This window comes from Mesorhizobium sp. DxT (genome assembly GCF_058448885.1).
In genome coordinates this window covers 86,794-103,682 of record NZ_JBZFLJ010000009.1, presented here as the reverse complement: position 1 = coordinate 103,682, position 16,889 = coordinate 86,794, and the positions used below count along the sequence as shown (strand labels likewise).

The window sequence follows — 16,889 nt, the reverse complement described above, 5'->3', positions numbered from 1 at the left end:
GCGTCGCTACGACCCGTTGCGGAGGCAAAGCAATTGACCGCGGAAACCCTGATGCGCTGGGTGCGCTTCGCACCCCCACCCCTTACCCCTCCCCACAAGGGGGAGGGGGTCACCAGCGCCTCAGAGTCCCCCTCCCCCTTGTGGGGAGGGGTAAGGGGTGGGGGTCACGACAGCCCCGACCATACCAACTTCAACCAGAGCGCCCGGCCATGACGGACGCCGACGTCAACCAGCAGCCCCACGCCTGGCTTGCCCGGCAGAGCCGCTGGTCGCCGCTCGAAATCGCCTTCTGGCTGGCGACGCTGCTGCCGTTCTACTTCTTTCCAACCTATCTGACGCTGGCGAGCCAGATCGCCATCACCGCGCTGTTCGCGATCTCGGTCGACCTCATCCTCGGCTATGCCGGCATCGTTACGCTGGGCCATGCCATGTTCTTCGGCCTCGGCGCCTATGCCGCCGGCCTGCTCAGCGTTTATGGCTGGGGCGAGCCGATTTCCGGCCTGCTGTTCGCGGCCGCCATCGCGGGTCTTGCTGGCTGGATGGCGAGCTTCGTCATCGTGCGCGTGCAACACCTCGCGCTCATCATGATCACGCTCGGGCTCGGCTTCCTGACCTACGAACTCGCGAACGCGATGACATGGCTGACCGGCGGCACCGACGGGCTGCGCGGCATCCGCACATGGCCGATCTTCAATTATTTCCGGTTCGACCTTTGGGGCTACACCGCCTATTCCTATTCGCTGGCGGCGTTGTTCCTGGGGTTTCTGCTCAGCCGGCGGATCGTGAATTCCTCTTTCGGCCTGGCGCTGCGCGGCGTGCGCGAAAATGTGAGGCGCATGCCCGCCATCGGCTCCGATTATCGCCGCCACCTGCAGAAGATCTACGTCATCTCGGCGGCCATCGCCGGCACGGCCGGCGGGCTGCTCGCGCAGACGACCAACGTGGTGGCGCTCGACGCGCTCAGCTTCCAGCGCTCCGCCGACGTGGTCGTCATGCTGATCCTGGGCGGCACCGGCAGGCTCTACGGGGCCATCGTGGGTGCGGTCATCTTCCTGGTGGCGCGCGACCAGCTTGCGGGCATCAATCCGCAATACTGGTATTTCTGGATCGGCCTGTTGTTGATGTTCGTGGTTCTGGTGATGCCGAAGGGCATTCTCGGCGGGCTGGCCAGCCTCGCGGCGCGCCGGAGAGGCCGCGGATGAGCGAAGCCGTGTTGCAGACCAGGGCGCTGCGCAAGAATTTCGGCTCGCTGGAAGTCGCGCGCGACATCTCGCTGGCGCTGCCGCGCGGCTGCCGGCACGCGCTGATCGGCCCCAACGGCGCCGGCAAGACGACGCTCATCAACCTCATAACGGGGCAGCTGAAGCCCGACGCCGGCACGATCACGCTGGAAGGCGAGGACATCACCGCAGCCCCTGCCGCGACGCGGGTGCGCAAGGGCCTGACCCGCACGTTCCAGATCAACACCCTGTTTCCGGACCTGACGCCGCTGGAGGCGGTCGCCCTTGCAATCTGCGAGCGCGAACGCGTGGCCGCGCAATTCTGGCGCGGCCTTGCCTCACAAGGTGCGATCGTCGACGAGAGCATCGCCATTCTCGAGCGGCTCGGCCTTGGAGATGCAGCGACCCGCGTGACGCGCACCCTGCCCTATGGCCAGCAGCGGCTGCTCGAGATTGCGCTGGCGCTGGCGACGCGCCCGAAGGTGCTGCTGCTCGACGAGCCGGCGGCCGGCGTGCCCAAGGACGAGAGCGCAATGCTGTTCGACGTGATCGCGGCACTGCCGGACGACATCTCGGTGCTTTTCATCGAGCACGACATGGACATCGTCTTCCGCTTCGCCACACAGATCGTCGTGATGGTTTCCGGCGGAGTTCTGCTGGAGGCGGACCCGCAGACAGTGCGCGACGATCCGCGTGTGCGCGAAGTCTATCTGGGGGCCGGCCATGGCTGATTTCCTGCTCGAACTGGAAGACGTGCGCGCCGGCTATGGCGAGGCCGTGGTGCTCGACGGGGTTTCGCTGTCGCTGCCGGCCAACGGCAGCCTAGCGCTGCTCGGCCGCAATGGCGTCGGCAAGACGACATTGCTGCTGGCCGCCATGGGTTTCGTCGGCATCATGCGCGGGTCCGTGCGGCTCGGCGTCCGCGACATCTCGCGCCTCGCCCCACACAGGCGCGCGCAGGCTGGCCTCGGCTGGGTGTCGCAGGAACGCGACATCTTCCCCTCGCTCAGCGTCGAGGAAAACCTGACGGTCGCCGCGCGGCCGGGGCGCTGGGATACTTCTTCGATCTACGCGCTCTTCCCGCGCCTGCGGGAGCGACGCGGCAATATGGGAAACCAGCTTTCGGGCGGCGAACAGCAGATGCTCGCGCTCGCCCGCACGCTGATGACAAATCCATCCGTGCTGCTGCTCGACGAGCCATTCGAAGGGCTCGCCCCGATCATCATCGAGGAACTGACCGGCGCGGTGCGCAAGATGATCGACGACGAGGGTGTCGCGATCATTCTGGTGGAGCAGCATGCCGAAGTGGCCCTGCGCCTGACGCGCGATGCGGTGATCCTGGAACGCGGGATGATCGCGCATCGCGCGCCGTCGCAGGAATTGCTCCACGACCACGCCACGCTCGAGCGCTATCTCGGCCTCAAACTCGGCTGAGGCGTTGCTGCGTCATGCGCCTTTGAAGACCGGTTTGCGCCGGGCGAAGAACGCCTCGACAGCTTCGCCGAAATCGTCCGTCAGGGCGCAATCACCGAATGCCTGCGCTTCGGCATCGAGCTGCTCAGCGTAGGCGTTTTCGAGCGATGTACGCATGAGTTCCTTGATCCGCGCCTGCGCCATCGGCGCGCCGGCGGCAAGGCGGGCCGCAAGTTTCGCCGTCTCCGCTTCCAGTTGGTCGAGCGGCACGACCCTGTTGGCCAGTCCAAGCCGCAGCGCTTCATCCGCGCCGACGGTATCGGACAGCAGCGCGATCTCCAGAGCCCGGCGCACGCCGACCAGGCGCGGCAGCGCCCACGAGCCGCCGCAATCGGGCGGCGCACCGATGCGGGCATAAGCGAGGTTGAATGTCGCGTCGTCGGCCGCCACCAGCAGGTCGAAATTGAGTGCCAGCGACATGCCGGCGCCCGCGACGGCTCCCTTCACGCTGCCCAGCGAGATCACGGGAGCTGCGGCAAGCATCTTCAGCGCGTCATGCAGCGGACCGATCAGCTCGGCCGCCGCCGCCCGCCTGTCCTGCGACGTCCGGAAATGCGCAAGGTCGCCGCCGGCGACGAATGCGCGCCCTTCCGCGGAAATGACGACGACCCTCAAGGTTTTGTCCGCCGCCACGCGTTCGACGGCGGCGGCAAACGCCTGCGCCATTTCGAGATCGAGCACGTTGAGCCGATCGGGTCGATTGAACCTTATCTCTGCTATGCCGCCGGCGCTGGAATAGAGCACCGGCCCGTCATTTGTCTGCATTCGTCATTCTCCCCCGGTGTCCACATCGGCGCCGCGCGTCGCCTGCCCCTTTTCTTGCAGGTAACGACTTTACTGGCGAGTGAATAGTCGCCAAACAGCCTGCATGCGACAAGCCTGCGGGATGCTTTTCCGCACGGGGAGAGAGAGGCCTATCGATGCTGCTGAACGAAGACCAGACGATGATCCGCGACGTGGCCCGCCGCTTCGCGCAGGAGCGGCTCAAGCCGTTTTCGGCCGAGTGGGATCGCAGCAAGACCTTCCCGCGCGACCGCGTCACAGAAATGGGCGAACTGGGCCTGATGGGCATGCTGGTGCCTGAAGCCTATGACGGCTCGAAGACCGACTATGTCTCCTACGCGCTCGCCATCGAGGAGATCGCGGCCGGCGACGGCGCGCTTTCGACCGTCATGAGCGTGCACAATTCGGTCGGCTGCGCGCCCATACTCGCCTTCGGCAGCGAGGAACAGAAGGAACGCTTCCTCAAACCGATGGCGCGCGGCGAATGGCTGGGCGCGTTCTGCCTGACCGAACCGCAGGCCGGTTCCGACGCCTCCGCGATCAGGACCCGTGCGCGCAAGGTCGGCAACCGCTACGTGCTCAACGGCACCAAGCAGTTCATCACCTCCGGCAAGAATGCCGATGTCGCCATCGTCTTCGCCGTGACCGATCCCGACGCCGGCAAGCGCGGCATCAGCGCGTTCATCGTGCCGACATCCACGCCCGGCTATCGCGTGGCGAGGCTGGAGGAGAAGCTCGGCCAGCATCTTTCCGACACCGCCCAGATCGCGTTCGACGACATGGAGCTGACGCCCGACCTTCTGCTCGGCGAGGAGGGCCAGGGCTATCGCATCGCGCTCTCCAATCTGGAAGGCGGACGCGTCGGCATCGCCGCGCAGTCGGTCGGCATGGCGCGCGCCGCGCTGGAAGCCGCCCTCGCCTACGCACAGGAGCGGACGAGCTTCGGCGCAAAAATCATCGAGCATCAGGCGGTCGCGTTCCGCCTTGCCGATATGGCCACGAAGATCGAAGTCGCGCGGCAGATGGTGCTGCATGCGGCCGCCTTGCGCGAGGCGGGCCAGCCTGCGCTCAAGGAAGCCTCAATGGCCAAGCTGTTCGCATCCGAGATGGCCGAACGTGTCTGCTCGGACGCGATCCAGATCCACGGCGGCTACGGCTACGTCGCCGACTTCCCGGTCGAGCGCATCTATCGCGACGTGCGCGTGTGCCAGATCTACGAAGGCACCAGCGACATCCAGAAGCTCGTGATCGCACGTGCGCTGTCTCAGGAGAGCTGAACGGAAATGTCGGAAAAAAGCGCTTGACCCTCCAGTGACTGGAAGGATTACCCGTGGTCTCATCAGGAAATCCGGAGACTGCCCATGGCGCACAACCACACACATTCCCACGATTCGAGCGGTGGTTCCTGCTGCTCGGCCCATGGCGGCAAGGCACATGGCATAACACGCGATCCCGTCTGCGGTATGACGGTCGATCCGAACGCCGGCAAGCCGACGGCGACGCATGACGACAGAACCTTTCATTTCTGCTCGGCCGGCTGCCACAAGAAATTCACCGCCGCGCCAGATCAATATCTGACGGCGACCGACCCGGTTTGCGGCATGGATGTCGACCGCGCCAGCGCGGAACATTTCGCCCGCCATGAAGGTCAGGCCTTCTATTTCTGCTCGGAGCGCTGCCTGAAGAAATTCGAGGCAGAGCCAGCCAAATATCTGGGTGACCGGCCGGCGCCCGAGCCGATGCCGGCGGGAACCGAATGGACCTGCCCGATGCATCCGGAGATCGTGCGCGACAAGCCGGGTTCGTGCCCGCTCTGCGGCATGGCGCTCGAGCCGATGGGCGTGCCGACCGGCGAGGAAGGGCCTAATCCGGAGCTGATCGACTTCACTCGACGGTTCTGGGTCAGCGCCATGCTGTCGCTGCCGCTGCTGGTCATCACGATGGGCCCGATGCTGGGTCTGCCGGTGCGCGGATGGCTCGGCGAGCGCACCGCGATTTGGCTGGAATTCGCGCTGGCGACGCCGGTCGTGTTGTGGGCTGCGATCCCGTTCTTCCATCGCGGCTGGGAATCGATCGTCAACCGCAGCCCCAACATGTGGACGCTGATCTCGATCGGCGTCGGTGCCGCCTACATCTACAGCGTCGTCGCGACCCTGTTCCCCGGCATCTTCCCGCACCAGTTCCGCGGCCATGGCGGCTCCGTTCCGGTCTACTTCGAGGCGGCCGCCGTCATCACCGCGCTGGTCTTCCTCGGCCAGGTTCTGGAGTTGCGGGCGCGTGAGCGAACCGGCTCGGCCATCCGCGCGCTGCTCAACCTCGCGCCGAAGACGGCGCGGCGCATCGCCGACGACGGTTCGGAGACCGACGTGCCGCTCGACGAGGTCGCGAGCGGCGACCGCCTGCGCGTCCGCCCCGGCGACAGCGTGCCGGTGGACGGCACCGTGGTCGAAGGCCGTTCGTCCGTCGACGAATCCATGATCACAGGCGAGCCGGTTCCCGTCGAAAAGACCGAAGGCGACAGCGTGACCGGCGGCACGCTCAACAAGAACGGCTCGCTCGTCGTCCGCGCCGAGCGCGTGGGCTCGGAAACCGTGCTTTCGCAGATCGTGGAGATGGTGGCCAAGGCGCAGCGCAGCCGGGCTCCGATCCAAGGCCTGGCCGACCGCGTCTCGTTCTATTTCGTGCCGACCGTGGTGCTTGTCGCGATCCTGGCCTTCATCGTCTGGGCCGTCTTCGGCCCCGAGCCCAGCATGGTCTTCGCCATCGTCTCGGCAGTGTCGGTGCTCATCATCGCCTGTCCCTGTGCGCTGGGGCTTGCCACGCCCATGTCGATCATGACCGCGACCGGGCGCGGCGCGCAGGCCGGCGTGCTGATAAAGGACGCCGAGGCGCTGGAACGCTTCGCCAAGGTGGACACGCTGATCGTCGACAAGACCGGCACGCTGACCGAAGGCCGGCCGAAGCTGACCGACGTCGTTACCGCCGAAGGTTTCGACGAGAAGCGGCTGCTTGGTCTCGCCGCAAGTCTCGAAAAGGGGTCGGAGCATCCGCTTGCCGAGGCGATCGTCGAGGGCGCGAGCGAGCGCGGCGCAAAGATCGAAAACGCCGCCGACTTCGAGGCCGTCACCGGCAAGGGCGTTAAGGGTAAGGTCGGCGAAGCATCCGTGTCGCTTGGCAACCGGGCGATGATGGAAGTGATGGGTCTCGACACGCAGCCGCTGCGCCAGCAGGCCGATGCGTTGCGCAAGGACGGCAAGACCGCAATGTTCGTCGCCGTCGACGGCAAGCTGGCAGGCATCGTTGCCGTTGCCGATCCGGTCAAGGCAACGACGGCCGAGGCGATCCGTGCCCTGCATGAAAGCGGGCTCAAGATCATCATGGCGACAGGCGACAACGCGCTGACGGCGAAAGCGGTGGCCGACCGGCTCGGCATCGACGCTGTCCGCGCCGACATGCTTCCCGAAAGCAAGAAGGCGCTTGTCGACGAACTGCGCGCGGCCGGCGCCTCGGTCGCCATGGCGGGTGACGGCGTCAACGACGCACCGGCGCTTGCGGCCGCCGATGTCGGCATCGCGATGGGCACCGGCGCCGACGTGGCGGTAGAGAGCGCGGGCATCACGCTGGTCAAGGGCGACCTCAACGGCATCGTGCGCGCACGGCTTCTGGCCCGGGCGACGATCCGTAACATCAAACAGAACCTGTTCTTCGCCTTCATCTACAACGCGGCCGGCGTACCCATCGCCGCAGGTGTCCTCTATCCGATCTTCGGCACCTTGTTGTCGCCGATGCTGGCGGCAGCGGCGATGAGCCTGTCATCCGTGTCGGTCATCAGCAATGCGCTGCGGCTGCGCCGGGTCAATCTCGACGGCTGAACCGCGAGGGCGGCCGGATCAGCCCTGGTCCGGCCGCCACTCCGTCATCTGCAAGCGGTTGCCGCCCAGCCGCTCGAAGGCGCGCTGCCGGCAGGAAAAGACGATGATCTGCTGGTCGCGAGACTGGCGATGCAGCGCATCGAACATCTTCTCAATGCGGTCGTCGTCGGAATAGACGAGTGCGTCATCGAGGATAACCGGCGCGGGGCGTCCGTCGCGGGCGAGAAGCCTGGCAAAGGCCAGGCGCGTGAGAATGGCAAGCTGCTCGCGCATGCCGCCGCTCAGCACGTCCACCGGCTCGTCCTGCCCGTTGCGGCGCAGCAGTTCCGGCAGCAGCGTGGCATCGTTGAACGAGACCGAGACATCGTCGAACAGCAGCCCCATCAACGGCCGCAGCGCGTTCATCACCGGCTCGAAATAGAGATCGCGCGCGGCCGTGCGCGCATCTTCCAGCGCGCGGCGCAGCCTCGTCAGCGCAGCGACTTCCATCTCAAACCGCCGCACCAGCGTATCGGCGGCAGCGCGCCGTTCGGCCGTCTCCCGCCAGATTTCCTCGACCGCGCCGTCCGTCCGGGTACGGATGCTGCCGTTTAGGTCGGCCAACTGTTCTCGCAAGGATGCAGCTTCCTTGGCCGTCGCGTCGACCGCCGATGCCGTACGGCGCAGCGTCGCCTCGACAGTGTCGATATCGGGAGCGCCCGCTCGCAATGTCTCGGCCGCAGTCTTCGCTTCGGCGAACGCGGCTTCCGCCGCCTCAAAAACACGCTGAAGCTCGCCAGCGCGGTCAGCGCGGCCTTCCTCGGCGCCGAGTGCCGCTTCAGCGACCGCACGCTCCGCTGCAATCGAGGAGAGCGCCTTTTCGGCATCGATCACTGCGGCTTCCGCTTTATCCCGGGCAGGGCGGGCCTCGCGTGCAGCAAGCCGCGCAGCGGCAAGCTTCTCGCCTGCGGCGGCATGCGCCTGCCTTGCCGCCTCCGGATTCGCTTCCGTTTGGTCTTCCGGCACAGGCAAATCCTGCAGGCGCGCGATCTCCGCGCGCAACTCGGCCACGCCCTGTGGAGCCAGCAGCGCGAGATGCCGACGCGCCGTTTCGAGTTCGATCGCCTTTGCCGATGCCGCCGCCTGCCGCTCGCGCACCTCGCGCAGGCTTTCGACGCCAAGCTGGCGAAGCAACGTCCGGTGCCTTTCCACTGCCTTTGCAAGCCTGCCGTCGGATGCCTCGCCTTCACGCGTGGAACGGATCGTCAGTGTGCCGATGCCTTCGATCCGGAACTGTTCGGTGCCGTGGATGGGTCGCTCCACGCCGTGCCGCAGCGGCGCACCGCCATCGGTCAGCCGTCCCCCGGCACCATCGTCATAATCTATCCGCAGCGTCGTTGCGCGCGCTGCTTCGGCTGCATGCAACCCGGCCAGTTCCGTTTCGAGGCCTTCCAACTCGCGCACAGCGTCGGCGGGAACGGCGGCAACACGCAGGGCGGCTTGCCCATCCTCGACCTGCTTGTTCACCGTATCGGCCTTCGCGAGACGCTCGCGCAGTTCCTTGAGCCGTTCGGCGGCCTCCTTTGCACGCAGAGCGCGGTCCAGACGCGCAAGAAGCTCGCGCGCCTGCTGCTCCTCCATCTCCGCCTGCTCTGCCGCCGCCAGGGCGTTGTCGCTGACAGTGACGGCTTCGGTTCGCGCCGCAAGGGCCTCATCACGCCGTGCGATCGCCGCTGCTTCAAGCACTTTCAAGTCGAGCGCGCGTTGCGACGTGAAGCGAAATTTGTCGAGCGCCGAGCGGGCGGCTTCCGCGTTATGCCGCGCGAGGCTCTCCCGCGCTTCGGCGGCGTGCAGTTTCTCGCCATGCGCGCGAGCCTGAGCGAGCGCCTGTTCGGCCTGCGCCCTTGCCTGCTGTCGCGCGGCTGTTTCGGCCGGATCCTCGAGCTCCGCCAGCCGCGCGCGCGCCCTGCGCCGTGCATCGAGCGCGTTGCGCAAATCGCGGACCTCGGCTTCCAGACGCGCTTCCTCCGAAGCCAGCCTTTCGCGCTCCTCCAGCGCCTCGGCATACGGACCGCCGGCCTTGGGTCGGCCCGTCGCCGTTGCCAGTTCACCGAGTTCGGCGGCGCAGGCATCCAGAATCTGTGCCATCCGGCGACCGCCGGTCAGCGCCTCGACCTCTCCCTGCACGGAGGCCAGCACGCCCTCGCGCGCCTTGCGCTCTTCTTCCTTTTCGCTCGGCGACCGATTCTCGATGCCGGTGATGCCCTGCCTCACCCACAACAGGCCCGCCGGGCCGCCGCTGCCGCCATGGACAAGCTCGGCGATGAACCGCTCGGCCTCGTCCGCCTGCGCCACGATGCGGCCGCTTGCGAGATCGACAACGCCGGCGCGCTTGCCCGCATAGAACTGTTTCGTCAGCCGGAAGCGCCCCGCATCCGTTTCGATGTCGACCTCGACGAGCGGGCTTCCGCCGCTGTAGGGGCGCAGCGACTGCACCGCCTTGGGTGTGCCGGAATGCGGCTGGAAGAACAGCGCGTGGAGTGCATCGAACGAGGTCGACTTGCCATGCTCGTTGGCCGCCGACAGCACATTGACGCCATCGCCCATGCCCTCGATCGCGACACCGCGCCCGGCAAAGCGGCGAACGTTGTGCAAGCGGACCGCGCGCAGCTTCACGACGGCGCTTCCTCGCAATAGGAGAACAGCCGCGCCAGCGCCCCACGCGCGATGTCGCGCTCGGCCTCCGCGCGCTGCGGATCGTCGCTTTCGGCCAGAAGCGTTTCGGCCGCCTGTCGCAAGGCTCCGGCATGGTCTATGCGGTCAAGATCACCGCTCTCGCAGACGGTTGCCAACGCATCGTCTTCATAAATCACATGGGCGAAATCCGGTGCGGTATGGTCGACGGCGGCCTCAAGTTCCGCTTTTGCCGGCAGCCGCGTGCGCCCTTGGGCGGCGATCCGCAATAACGTCTGCCGCCGCATCTCTGTCGGTAGCACCTGTGCCAGCGCCTCGTTCACGTTCTCATCGCCGAACAGGCGAAGATCGAGCGTGCGCCACTGGAACGCACCGGTTTCGGCTGGCGTGACGGTCGGTTCGGAGCCTGCCCCCTCGATGGACACGACGAGCGCGCGGCCGGGCTCACGGTGCTTGAACCGATCCGGCTCAGGCGTGCCGCTGTACCATGTGCGGGCATCGATACGGGTCAGCCCATGCCAGTCGCCCAGCGCCAGATAATCGAGACCTGCGCGCGACGCCCTGTCGGGCGCCAGCACGTCGGATGAACTGCCTTCTTCGGAGAAATCGCGGATCGCGCCGTGCGCAAGGCCTATGCGGAGCGTGCCGTCGCCGGTCTTTACCCCACCCATCCATTCGCTGAGATCGCGCCCGGGCCGCCTCGTGGTACAAGGTGCCGGCAGCACGACCACGCCCGGTGCCACGTCCACCGGCTCTGGCTCGAGAGCCAGCGTGACGTTGGCTGGAGTGTGCTGCAGGGCGGTTCGCCACAGCTCGTCGGCCACCCGGGAATCGTGGTTTCCCGGCAGAACTATCCAGCGCAACGCGGGATCTTCGGCCATCGCCGCAAGCGACTGTCGCAACATCGCCGGTGTAGGCGTTTCGGTATCGAAGGTGTCGCCCGCAAGCAGGACCACGGACGCGCCCTGTGCACGAGCAAGGCCAGCCAGGTGTCCGATCGCCTGATGGCGCGCCTCGCGCAGCCGCCCCCGCAAGTCCTCCGGCAGGTTGCCGAAACGCTTGCCTATGTGCAGATCGGAGCTGTGAACGAAACGAAACATGCACCCCGACTAGCAGGATTCGGCGCGGCGCAAGAGCGAAAAACGCTCCACCACCAGAGCAGCACATCGCTACAACTTAAGTAAAATTTTACCGTGTTGCTCGGTTTCCGTTGCGCGAACGGGGCCTATTCCGGAACCATTCCACCCACACCATTGTTTCTATTCACGAAAGGACGGAAACATGTCTGGAATGAAGGCAAATACGATGCGGGAGGACGCGCTCGACCAACTGATCCGCAAGGAGATCGGTTCGGCGAACAATCGCCGACTTCTCGGCCGCATGCCTGCCTTCAAAGTGGATGCGGACATGCCCGATCAGTTCAACGATCTACTTGCGGAACTCGACCGAGCCGAAAACGGACGGTCGCGAGCGCGCAGCTAGCAAAAAGGGGACGGCTGCCTGGCAGCCGTCCCCCTGAATTTCGTTACCATCACGCAGCGTTTGAGCTGGTCGACGGTGTCGCTTCAACAGCAGCAGGACGCGGACGCGCCGGGCGCATCGGCTTCTTCTTCGGCGAAGGCAGCAGGCCTTCCCGCTGCGCCTGCTTGCGGGCCAGCTTGCGCGCCCTGCGCACTGCCTCGGCCTTTTCGCGGGCGCGCTTCTCGGACGGCTTCTCGTAGGAACGGCGCGCCTTCATCTCGCGGAAGACGCCTTCGCGCTGCAATTTCTTCTTGAGGACCCTGAGGGCCTGATCGACGTTGTTGTCGCGTACAATAACCTGCAATTGCTTTCCTGACTTCTCACGGGTTCGCCCGGCATGTTCTGGACATGGAGGACATGGAAGCGGATCGCAGTGCGATCCGGCGAAGCGGCGCCAAGTCACGAAATGAGAGCGGACGATGCGTGCCGCGAATCCTGCGGGCGCCTGAAGATGCACCCGATATAGACCGCTGACAGTTTAATGCAACCCCGTGGGGCAGAAAGCTCAGGCTGCGGGACGCCTGCGCCAGGAATATCCGGCTCCAGAATCGCCTGCTTTGGCCGCCGGCTGATAGTGGAACGGAATACCGCCAATGCGCCCTTCACCGAGCCGCGAGAGCGCTGTTTCGTTGGTTACCTCGAACTCGCTGAAGCCGGTGCGGATCATCAGAGGGATCTGATCGATCAGCACGTCGCCCGAGGCGCGGATGGTGCCGCCGTATCCGTGCCGCGAGCGCAACAGCTCTGCCTTAGAATAGCTGCGGCCATCGTTGAAGGCCGGAAAAGCCAGGGAAATCAACGGCACCTGTGACAGCAAGGGCAGCAAGGCATCCAGCGCCTCGCCGGGCAGCACATGAACGCCGACACGGCCGGCGGCTGCCTCCCGCGTGGCATCGTCGAGCTCCAGGAAGACGGCCAGCGGCAGGATAACGCGCTGGTTACCAGCGAGCGCCTGAGCGTCCTCCGCATGGCTCCATTCTTCCTCGCGGAAGCCGTCCGGTGTCCACAGCTGGGTGACGGTTTCGGTCTCGCTCATTGCATGCCCTAATAGGTTGGAGTAGCCAGTTGCTCGCCGAGCCCTGGCAGATGAATGCCGCATTCGGTCTTCGCCTGCCCTGCCCAGCGGCCCGAACGCGGGTCTTCACCCGGCTTCGCCGGCTCCGTGCACGGAAAGCAGCCGATCGACAGGTAGCCGTAGGCAACCAGCGGATTTTCTCGCAGATCGTGGCGGCGCATGTAATCTGCCAGCTTCGCCGTATCCCAGCGCGCCAGCGGATTGATGCGGATGCGCGGCCCGACCGCCTCGAAGACCGGCATGGCGCCCCGCGTCGAAGCCTGAAAACGCTTGCGGCCCGTGAACCACGCGCGGAAAGGTGCAACGCCACGAGCCATTGGCTCCACCTTACGCACGGCGCAGCATCCGTCGACGTCCGTCTTGTGCAGATGTCCGGTCGGGTCGACGCGCGCCAGTGCGGCGTCATCCGGCGTGACGATGCGAATATCGGACAGGCCCAGATCCGCGGCCAACTGGTCGCGATATTCGAGCGTCTCGCCGAAATGCTTGCCCGTATCCAGGAAGACGACGGGCAAATCCGGATCGGCACGTGCGATCATGTGCAACAGCACAGCCGAATCCGCGCCGAAAGACGACACGGCCGCGAGTTCGCCGAGACCGAAGCGCTCGCGCGCCAGCGCTATGATTTCCTGCGGTTCGAGATGGCTGAAGCGGGCTTCCAACGCCGCCGCCTCACCGGCCGGGTCGACGCCGGCTTCAGGCAGCCTTTGCTTCGCTTCCATAAAGGGCCTCCTTGAACGGGGCGACCCCCAGCCGCCGGTAGGTGTCGAGAAACGTCTCTTCGCGGCCCGCGCGGCAGGCGAGATAGGTCTCGACGACCGTCTCGATGGCCCCACCGATCTCTTCCGGACCGAAGCCGCGACCGACGATTTCGCCGATGGAGGTGTGCTCGTCGCCCGAACCGCCGAGTGTCACCTGGTAGAGTTCGGCGCCCTTCTTCTCGACACCCAGAATGCCGATGTGGCCGACATGGTGATGACCGCAGGCATTGATGCAGCCGGAAATCTTCAGCTTCAGCTCGCCGATTTCCTCCTGCTTCTCCTGCGACGCGAAACGGCGCGAGATGTCCTGCGCAACCGAGATCGAGCGGGCATTGGCGAGCGCGCAATAGTCGAGGCCGGGGCACGCGATGATGTCGGTGACGAGGCCGGAATTCGCGGTCTCAAGACCGATCGCGACGAGCCGGTCGTAAACCGTCTTCAGGTCGGCGCGCGCGACATGCGGCAGGATCAGGTTCTGTTCGTGGCTGACGCGGATTTCATCGAATGCCAGTTCCTCGGCGATGTCGGCAACCGCGTCCATTTGCGCGTCGGTCGCATCGCCCGGCGCCTCGCCGATCGCCTTCAGCGAAATGGTAACCGCCGCATAATCCGGGTGGCGGTGCGTGGTCACGTTGCGGCGCAGCCAGGCGGCGAAACCGCGATCGTCGAGCTGCGCCTCCTTAACGGCGGCCTCGCCATCGGGACGCACATTCAAGGCGGGCGGCGCGAAATAGGTCTCGATCGCGCGGATGTCCGCCTCAGGCAGCTTGAGTTCGCTGTCCTTCAGCGCCTCGAATTCCTTCTCCACCCAGCCAGTCAGTTCCTCGGTGCCGGTCTCGTGGACGAGAATCTTGATGCGCGCCTTGTACTTGTTGTCCCGGCGGCCGTGCAGGTTGTAGACGCGCAGGATCGCTGTCGTGTAGGCGAGCAGGTCCGCCTCGGGCAGGAAGTCCCTGATCTTCTTCGCGATCATCGGCGTGCGCCCCTGACCGCCGCCGACATACACCGCGAACCCCAGCTCACCCTGCGCATTGCGCTTCAGGTGCAGGCCGATGTCGTGAACCTGGATCGCGGCCCGGTCGCGTTCCGCGCCGGTGACCGCGATCTTGAACTTGCGCGGCAGGTAGGAAAATTCGGGGTGCACCGACGACCATTGCCGCAGGATTTCGGCATAGGGGCGCGGATCGGCGACCTCGTCGGCGGCGGCACCGGCAAAGTGGTCTGCGGTGACATTGCGGATGCAGTTGCCGCTGGTCTGAAGCGCGTGCATCTCCACCGACGCCAGATCGTCGAGGATCGCGGGAATGTCGGCCAGCGCCGGCCAGTTGTACTGGACGTTCTGGCGCGTGGTGAAATGGCCGTAGCCCTTGTCGTATTTGCGCGCGATATGCGCCAGCACGCGCATCTGGCGGGCATTCAGCGTGCCATAGGGAATCGCAACGCGCAGCATGTAGGCGTGGAGCTGAAGATAGACCCCGTTCATCAACCGCAACGGCTTGAACTGGTCTTCCGTGATCTCGCCGGCGAGCCGCCGGTCGACCTGGTCGCGAAACTCGGAGACGCGGGCCTTCACGAAGCCATGGTCGAATTCGTCGTAGCGATACATGCTGGACTGTCCTTAAAGCGGGACAGCCGCCGGCTCGATCAGGCGGCGACTGCGATTTCGGGGCGGGCCTGCTTGCCCAGGTCGATGCGGTTGGTGGGGCCGGCGGCACGGATGCGCTCGCGCAGGCGAAGCGGCCGGATCGCGCCGTCCACGATCTCGACATCGATCAGATTCACGTCCACGACCTCGTTCTTGAGGAACGCCGCCTTGCCGGTGCGCTCGAGCCGCTCTTCGGTGGCCGCGTCCTGGGCGAGTTCGGCGGCGTCGATTGCTTCCGACCAGGAATGGTCTGCGGCAAGCCACACTGCTTCACCGTCGGAAAGCCTGTTCGCGGTCAGTATCTTCATCGGGTCGGTCCTTTCTGCGTCTCAAGCGGTCGCCGCAGCGACAACACGCGCGCCGAGCGGTTCTGATCTGTCGAAATTCGCGCCGGCGACCGCGTCGCCGATGATTGTCATGACGGGACCCGCAAGATCCGTGCGCTCCTGCAGCGCGGGCAGGTCGGCCAGCGTACCGTGGAACAGGCGGCGATGCCCCAAGCTGGCGTTTTCCACGACTGCGACCGCCGTGTCGGGCGAAAGTCCGGCATCGGCCAACCGTCCGGCCACGTCGGCGGCATTGCTGCGGCCCATGTAGACGGCAACGGTTGCGCCATCGATCGCGAGCCGCGCCCAGTCCGGCAGCGACTTGCCTTTCAGGTCATGGCCCGTCGTGAAGACGAGGGATGATGAGACGCCGCGCAGCGTCAACGGCAGTTCGAAATCGGCGGCGGCCGCGAAAGCCGAGGTGACGCCGGGCACGACCTCGTAGGAAAGGTCCGCCGCGCGCAAGGCCGCCATCTCCTCGCCGGCGCGCCCGAACACCAGCGGGTCGCCCGACTTGAGCCGCACCACCCGCTTGCCAGCCTTGGCGAGTTCGACGAGCAGCTTGTTGATCTCGGCCTGCGACTTCGAATGGCAGCCCTTGCGCTTGCCGGCCGCGATCCGTTCGGCATCGCGGCGTCCGAGAGCGACGATCGCCTCCGGCACCAGCGCGTCGTGGACGATGACGTCGGCTTCCATCAGAAGCCGATGGGCACGCAGGGTAATCAGGTCCTCGGAGCCTGGCCCCGCACCGACCAGCGCAACGTGACCGTCAACCTTGCCCCTGGCCTGCAACAGAGACCGCGCGGCGCGGTTGGCACCAATCTCGTCACCGACATCAAGCGCGCGAGCCGTCGCGCCGGTGAAGAAGGACTTCCAGAAGGCGCGGCGCGGCGCGCCTTTGGGTACATGCCGCTCGGCAGCCTCGCGATAAAGGGTCGCCAGCGATGCCAGCGCACCCAGCGACGGCGACAGCATCCGGTCGATGCGGCTGCGGATCATCTGGGCGAGGACGGGACCGGCGCCCTCGGTGCCGATCGCAACCGCGACGGGCGCGCGGTTGACGAGCGCGGGGGTGTAGAAATCGCAGAGTTCGGGACGGTCGACCGCATTGGCTGCGACACCTGCGCGGCGCGCATCGGCGACGATGGCAGCATCGCGCTGTTCGTCGCCGGTTGCAGCAAAGACCAGAACGGCATTGTCCAGATAAGCGGGTGCCCACGCCTTCTGGATCAGCTCCGCGCCATTGGCGTCGGCCCAGTCTGCGAGGGCCGGTTCCGCGGCCTCGGCCACGATGCGGATCTCGGCCGCCGACTGCCCGAGCAGCCGTGCCTTGGCAAGCGCCTCCTCGCCATCGCCGACGATGACGACCGTGCGGCCTTCAACCCGCATAAACACGGGGAAGGCGCTCAGGCGCGTTTCGCGGGTGTGTGGCAGCTTCTCGACCATGGCCGGATTGTCGCTGCCTCGGCCGGTTTTCAGAAGAAACAGCCTCGCTTGGCGGATCGCGGCTGGCAATCGCTTTTGCGCCATGCAGCATCGC

The 16,889-nt window shown here is 66.0% G+C and carries 15 protein-coding genes; 6 read left to right on the top strand and 9 right to left on the bottom strand.

The genetic code is table 11. From position 1 onward, the window contains the following. Window positions 1–209 precede the first annotated feature (209 nt). Genes ACVJNE_RS17360 through ACVJNE_RS17350 form a run of 3 tightly spaced genes read left to right on the top strand, consistent with a single transcriptional unit; the run spans window position 210 to window position 2,654 of the window. Entirely contained in the window at window positions 210–1,202 is a 993-nt protein-coding gene (locus tag ACVJNE_RS17360; RefSeq protein WP_499567574.1) for a branched-chain amino acid ABC transporter permease, read from the top strand. After that, on the top strand, window positions 1,199–1,951 hold the full coding sequence (locus ACVJNE_RS17355; RefSeq protein WP_499567572.1) for an ABC transporter ATP-binding protein: 753 nt from the start codon (window positions 1,199–1,201) through the stop codon (window positions 1,949–1,951). The genes ACVJNE_RS17360 and ACVJNE_RS17355 overlap by 4 nt, the downstream gene beginning before the upstream one ends. Further along, window positions 1,944–2,654, top strand: a complete 711-nt coding sequence (locus ACVJNE_RS17350; RefSeq protein ID WP_499567570.1) for an ABC transporter ATP-binding protein — start codon at window positions 1,944–1,946, stop codon at window positions 2,652–2,654. The genes ACVJNE_RS17355 and ACVJNE_RS17350 overlap by 8 nt, the downstream gene beginning before the upstream one ends. A 12-nt stretch (window positions 2,655–2,666) precedes the next feature. Here ACVJNE_RS17350 and ACVJNE_RS17345 read toward each other — a convergent pair whose 3' ends face one another. Beyond that, on the bottom strand, window positions 2,667–3,458 hold the full coding sequence (locus ACVJNE_RS17345) for an enoyl-CoA hydratase/isomerase family protein (RefSeq protein WP_499567568.1): 792 nt from the start codon (window positions 3,456–3,458) through the stop codon (window positions 2,667–2,669). Window positions 3,459–3,613: 155 nt separating this feature from the next. Between ACVJNE_RS17345 and ACVJNE_RS17340 the strand changes: the two genes are divergently transcribed. Both ACVJNE_RS17340 and ACVJNE_RS17335 read left to right on the top strand, forming a co-directional pair. After that, complete coding sequence (locus tag ACVJNE_RS17340) at window positions 3,614–4,753, top strand: acyl-CoA dehydrogenase family protein (protein WP_499567566.1); 1,140 nt, start codon at window positions 3,614–3,616, stop codon at window positions 4,751–4,753. 84 nt (window positions 4,754–4,837) lie between these two features. Beyond that, window positions 4,838–7,348: a heavy metal translocating P-type ATPase gene (locus tag ACVJNE_RS17335; protein ID WP_499567564.1), complete on the top strand. Its 2,511-nt coding sequence runs from the start codon at window positions 4,838–4,840 to the stop codon at window positions 7,346–7,348. Between the two features lie 18 nt (window positions 7,349–7,366). On the opposite strand, the gene ACVJNE_RS17330 is transcribed toward ACVJNE_RS17335, so the two are convergent. Beyond that, complete coding sequence (locus ACVJNE_RS17330; protein ID WP_499567562.1) at window positions 7,367–10,003, bottom strand: AAA family ATPase; 2,637 nt, start codon at window positions 10,001–10,003, stop codon at window positions 7,367–7,369. Next, window positions 10,000–11,121, bottom strand: coding sequence for a metallophosphoesterase family protein (locus ACVJNE_RS17325; RefSeq protein ID WP_499567560.1), 1,122 nt, complete (start codon window positions 11,119–11,121; stop codon window positions 10,000–10,002). Before ACVJNE_RS17325 ends, ACVJNE_RS17330 begins: the two co-directional genes overlap by 4 nt. 181 nt (window positions 11,122–11,302) lie before the next feature. Between ACVJNE_RS17325 and ACVJNE_RS17320 the strand changes: the two genes are divergently transcribed. Beyond that, on the top strand, window positions 11,303–11,503 hold the full coding sequence (locus ACVJNE_RS17320) for a hypothetical protein (protein ID WP_244648528.1): 201 nt from the start codon (window positions 11,303–11,305) through the stop codon (window positions 11,501–11,503). Between the two features lie 49 nt (window positions 11,504–11,552). Here ACVJNE_RS17320 and rpsU read toward each other — a convergent pair whose 3' ends face one another. The 6 genes from rpsU to cysG form a co-directional block, all read right to left on the bottom strand. Further along, the gene (gene rpsU, locus ACVJNE_RS17315) at window positions 11,553–11,846 is read right to left on the bottom strand and encodes a 30S ribosomal protein S21 (RefSeq protein WP_173187630.1); all 294 of its coding nucleotides are present in this window, start codon (window positions 11,844–11,846) and stop codon (window positions 11,553–11,555) included. Window positions 11,847–12,047: 201 nt separating this feature from the next. Beyond that, a complete protein-coding gene (locus ACVJNE_RS17310; protein ID WP_499567557.1) occupies window positions 12,048–12,578 on the bottom strand; it encodes a DUF934 domain-containing protein in 531 nt (176 codons plus the stop codon). An 8-nt stretch (window positions 12,579–12,586) separates the two neighbouring features. Further along, window positions 12,587–13,339: a phosphoadenylyl-sulfate reductase gene (locus tag ACVJNE_RS17305; RefSeq protein ID WP_499567556.1), complete on the bottom strand. Its 753-nt coding sequence runs from the start codon at window positions 13,337–13,339 to the stop codon at window positions 12,587–12,589. Beyond that, window positions 13,314–14,984, bottom strand: a complete 1,671-nt coding sequence (locus ACVJNE_RS17300) for a nitrite/sulfite reductase (protein WP_499567554.1) — start codon at window positions 14,982–14,984, stop codon at window positions 13,314–13,316. Before ACVJNE_RS17300 ends, ACVJNE_RS17305 begins: the two co-directional genes overlap by 26 nt. Before the next feature lie 38 nt (window positions 14,985–15,022). Next, complete coding sequence (locus tag ACVJNE_RS17295; RefSeq protein WP_499567553.1) at window positions 15,023–15,331, bottom strand: DUF2849 domain-containing protein; 309 nt, start codon at window positions 15,329–15,331, stop codon at window positions 15,023–15,025. Window positions 15,332–15,352: 21 nt separating this feature from the next. Beyond that, window positions 15,353–16,795 carry a siroheme synthase CysG gene (cysG, locus tag ACVJNE_RS17290; RefSeq protein ID WP_499567784.1) on the bottom strand — a complete coding sequence of 481 codons (1,443 nt, stop codon included), beginning with the start codon at window positions 16,793–16,795 and terminating at the stop codon, window positions 15,353–15,355. Window positions 16,796–16,889 lie beyond the last annotated feature (94 nt).

What these genes read in the sequence shown, in the direction of transcription:
- ACVJNE_RS17360 (WP_499567574.1), top strand. Translation starts at nt 210, where the DNA reads ATGACGGACGCCGACGTCAACCAGCAGCCCCACGCCTGGCTTGCCCGG.
- ACVJNE_RS17310 (WP_499567557.1), bottom strand. Translation starts at nt 12,578, where the DNA reads ATGAGCGAGACCGAAACCGTCACCCAGCTGTGGACACCGGACGGCTTC.
- ACVJNE_RS17295 (WP_499567553.1), bottom strand. Translation starts at nt 15,331, where the DNA reads ATGAAGATACTGACCGCGAACAGGCTTTCCGACGGTGAAGCAGTGTGG.
- ACVJNE_RS17305 (WP_499567556.1), bottom strand. Translation starts at nt 13,339, where the DNA reads ATGGAAGCGAAGCAAAGGCTGCCTGAAGCCGGCGTCGACCCGGCCGGT.
- ACVJNE_RS17355 (WP_499567572.1), top strand. Translation starts at nt 1,199, where the DNA reads ATGAGCGAAGCCGTGTTGCAGACCAGGGCGCTGCGCAAGAATTTCGGC.
- ACVJNE_RS17350 (WP_499567570.1), top strand. Translation starts at nt 1,944, where the DNA reads ATGGCTGATTTCCTGCTCGAACTGGAAGACGTGCGCGCCGGCTATGGC.
- ACVJNE_RS17340 (WP_499567566.1), top strand. Translation starts at nt 3,614, where the DNA reads ATGCTGCTGAACGAAGACCAGACGATGATCCGCGACGTGGCCCGCCGC.
- ACVJNE_RS17335 (WP_499567564.1), top strand. Translation starts at nt 4,838, where the DNA reads ATGGCGCACAACCACACACATTCCCACGATTCGAGCGGTGGTTCCTGC.
- ACVJNE_RS17345 (WP_499567568.1), bottom strand. Translation starts at nt 3,458, where the DNA reads ATGCAGACAAATGACGGGCCGGTGCTCTATTCCAGCGCCGGCGGCATA.
- cysG (WP_499567784.1), bottom strand. Translation starts at nt 16,795, where the DNA reads ATGGTCGAGAAGCTGCCACACACCCGCGAAACGCGCCTGAGCGCCTTC.
- ACVJNE_RS17320 (WP_244648528.1), top strand. Translation starts at nt 11,303, where the DNA reads ATGTCTGGAATGAAGGCAAATACGATGCGGGAGGACGCGCTCGACCAA.
- ACVJNE_RS17325 (WP_499567560.1), bottom strand. Translation starts at nt 11,121, where the DNA reads ATGTTTCGTTTCGTTCACAGCTCCGATCTGCACATAGGCAAGCGTTTC.
- ACVJNE_RS17300 (WP_499567554.1), bottom strand. Translation starts at nt 14,984, where the DNA reads ATGTATCGCTACGACGAATTCGACCATGGCTTCGTGAAGGCCCGCGTC.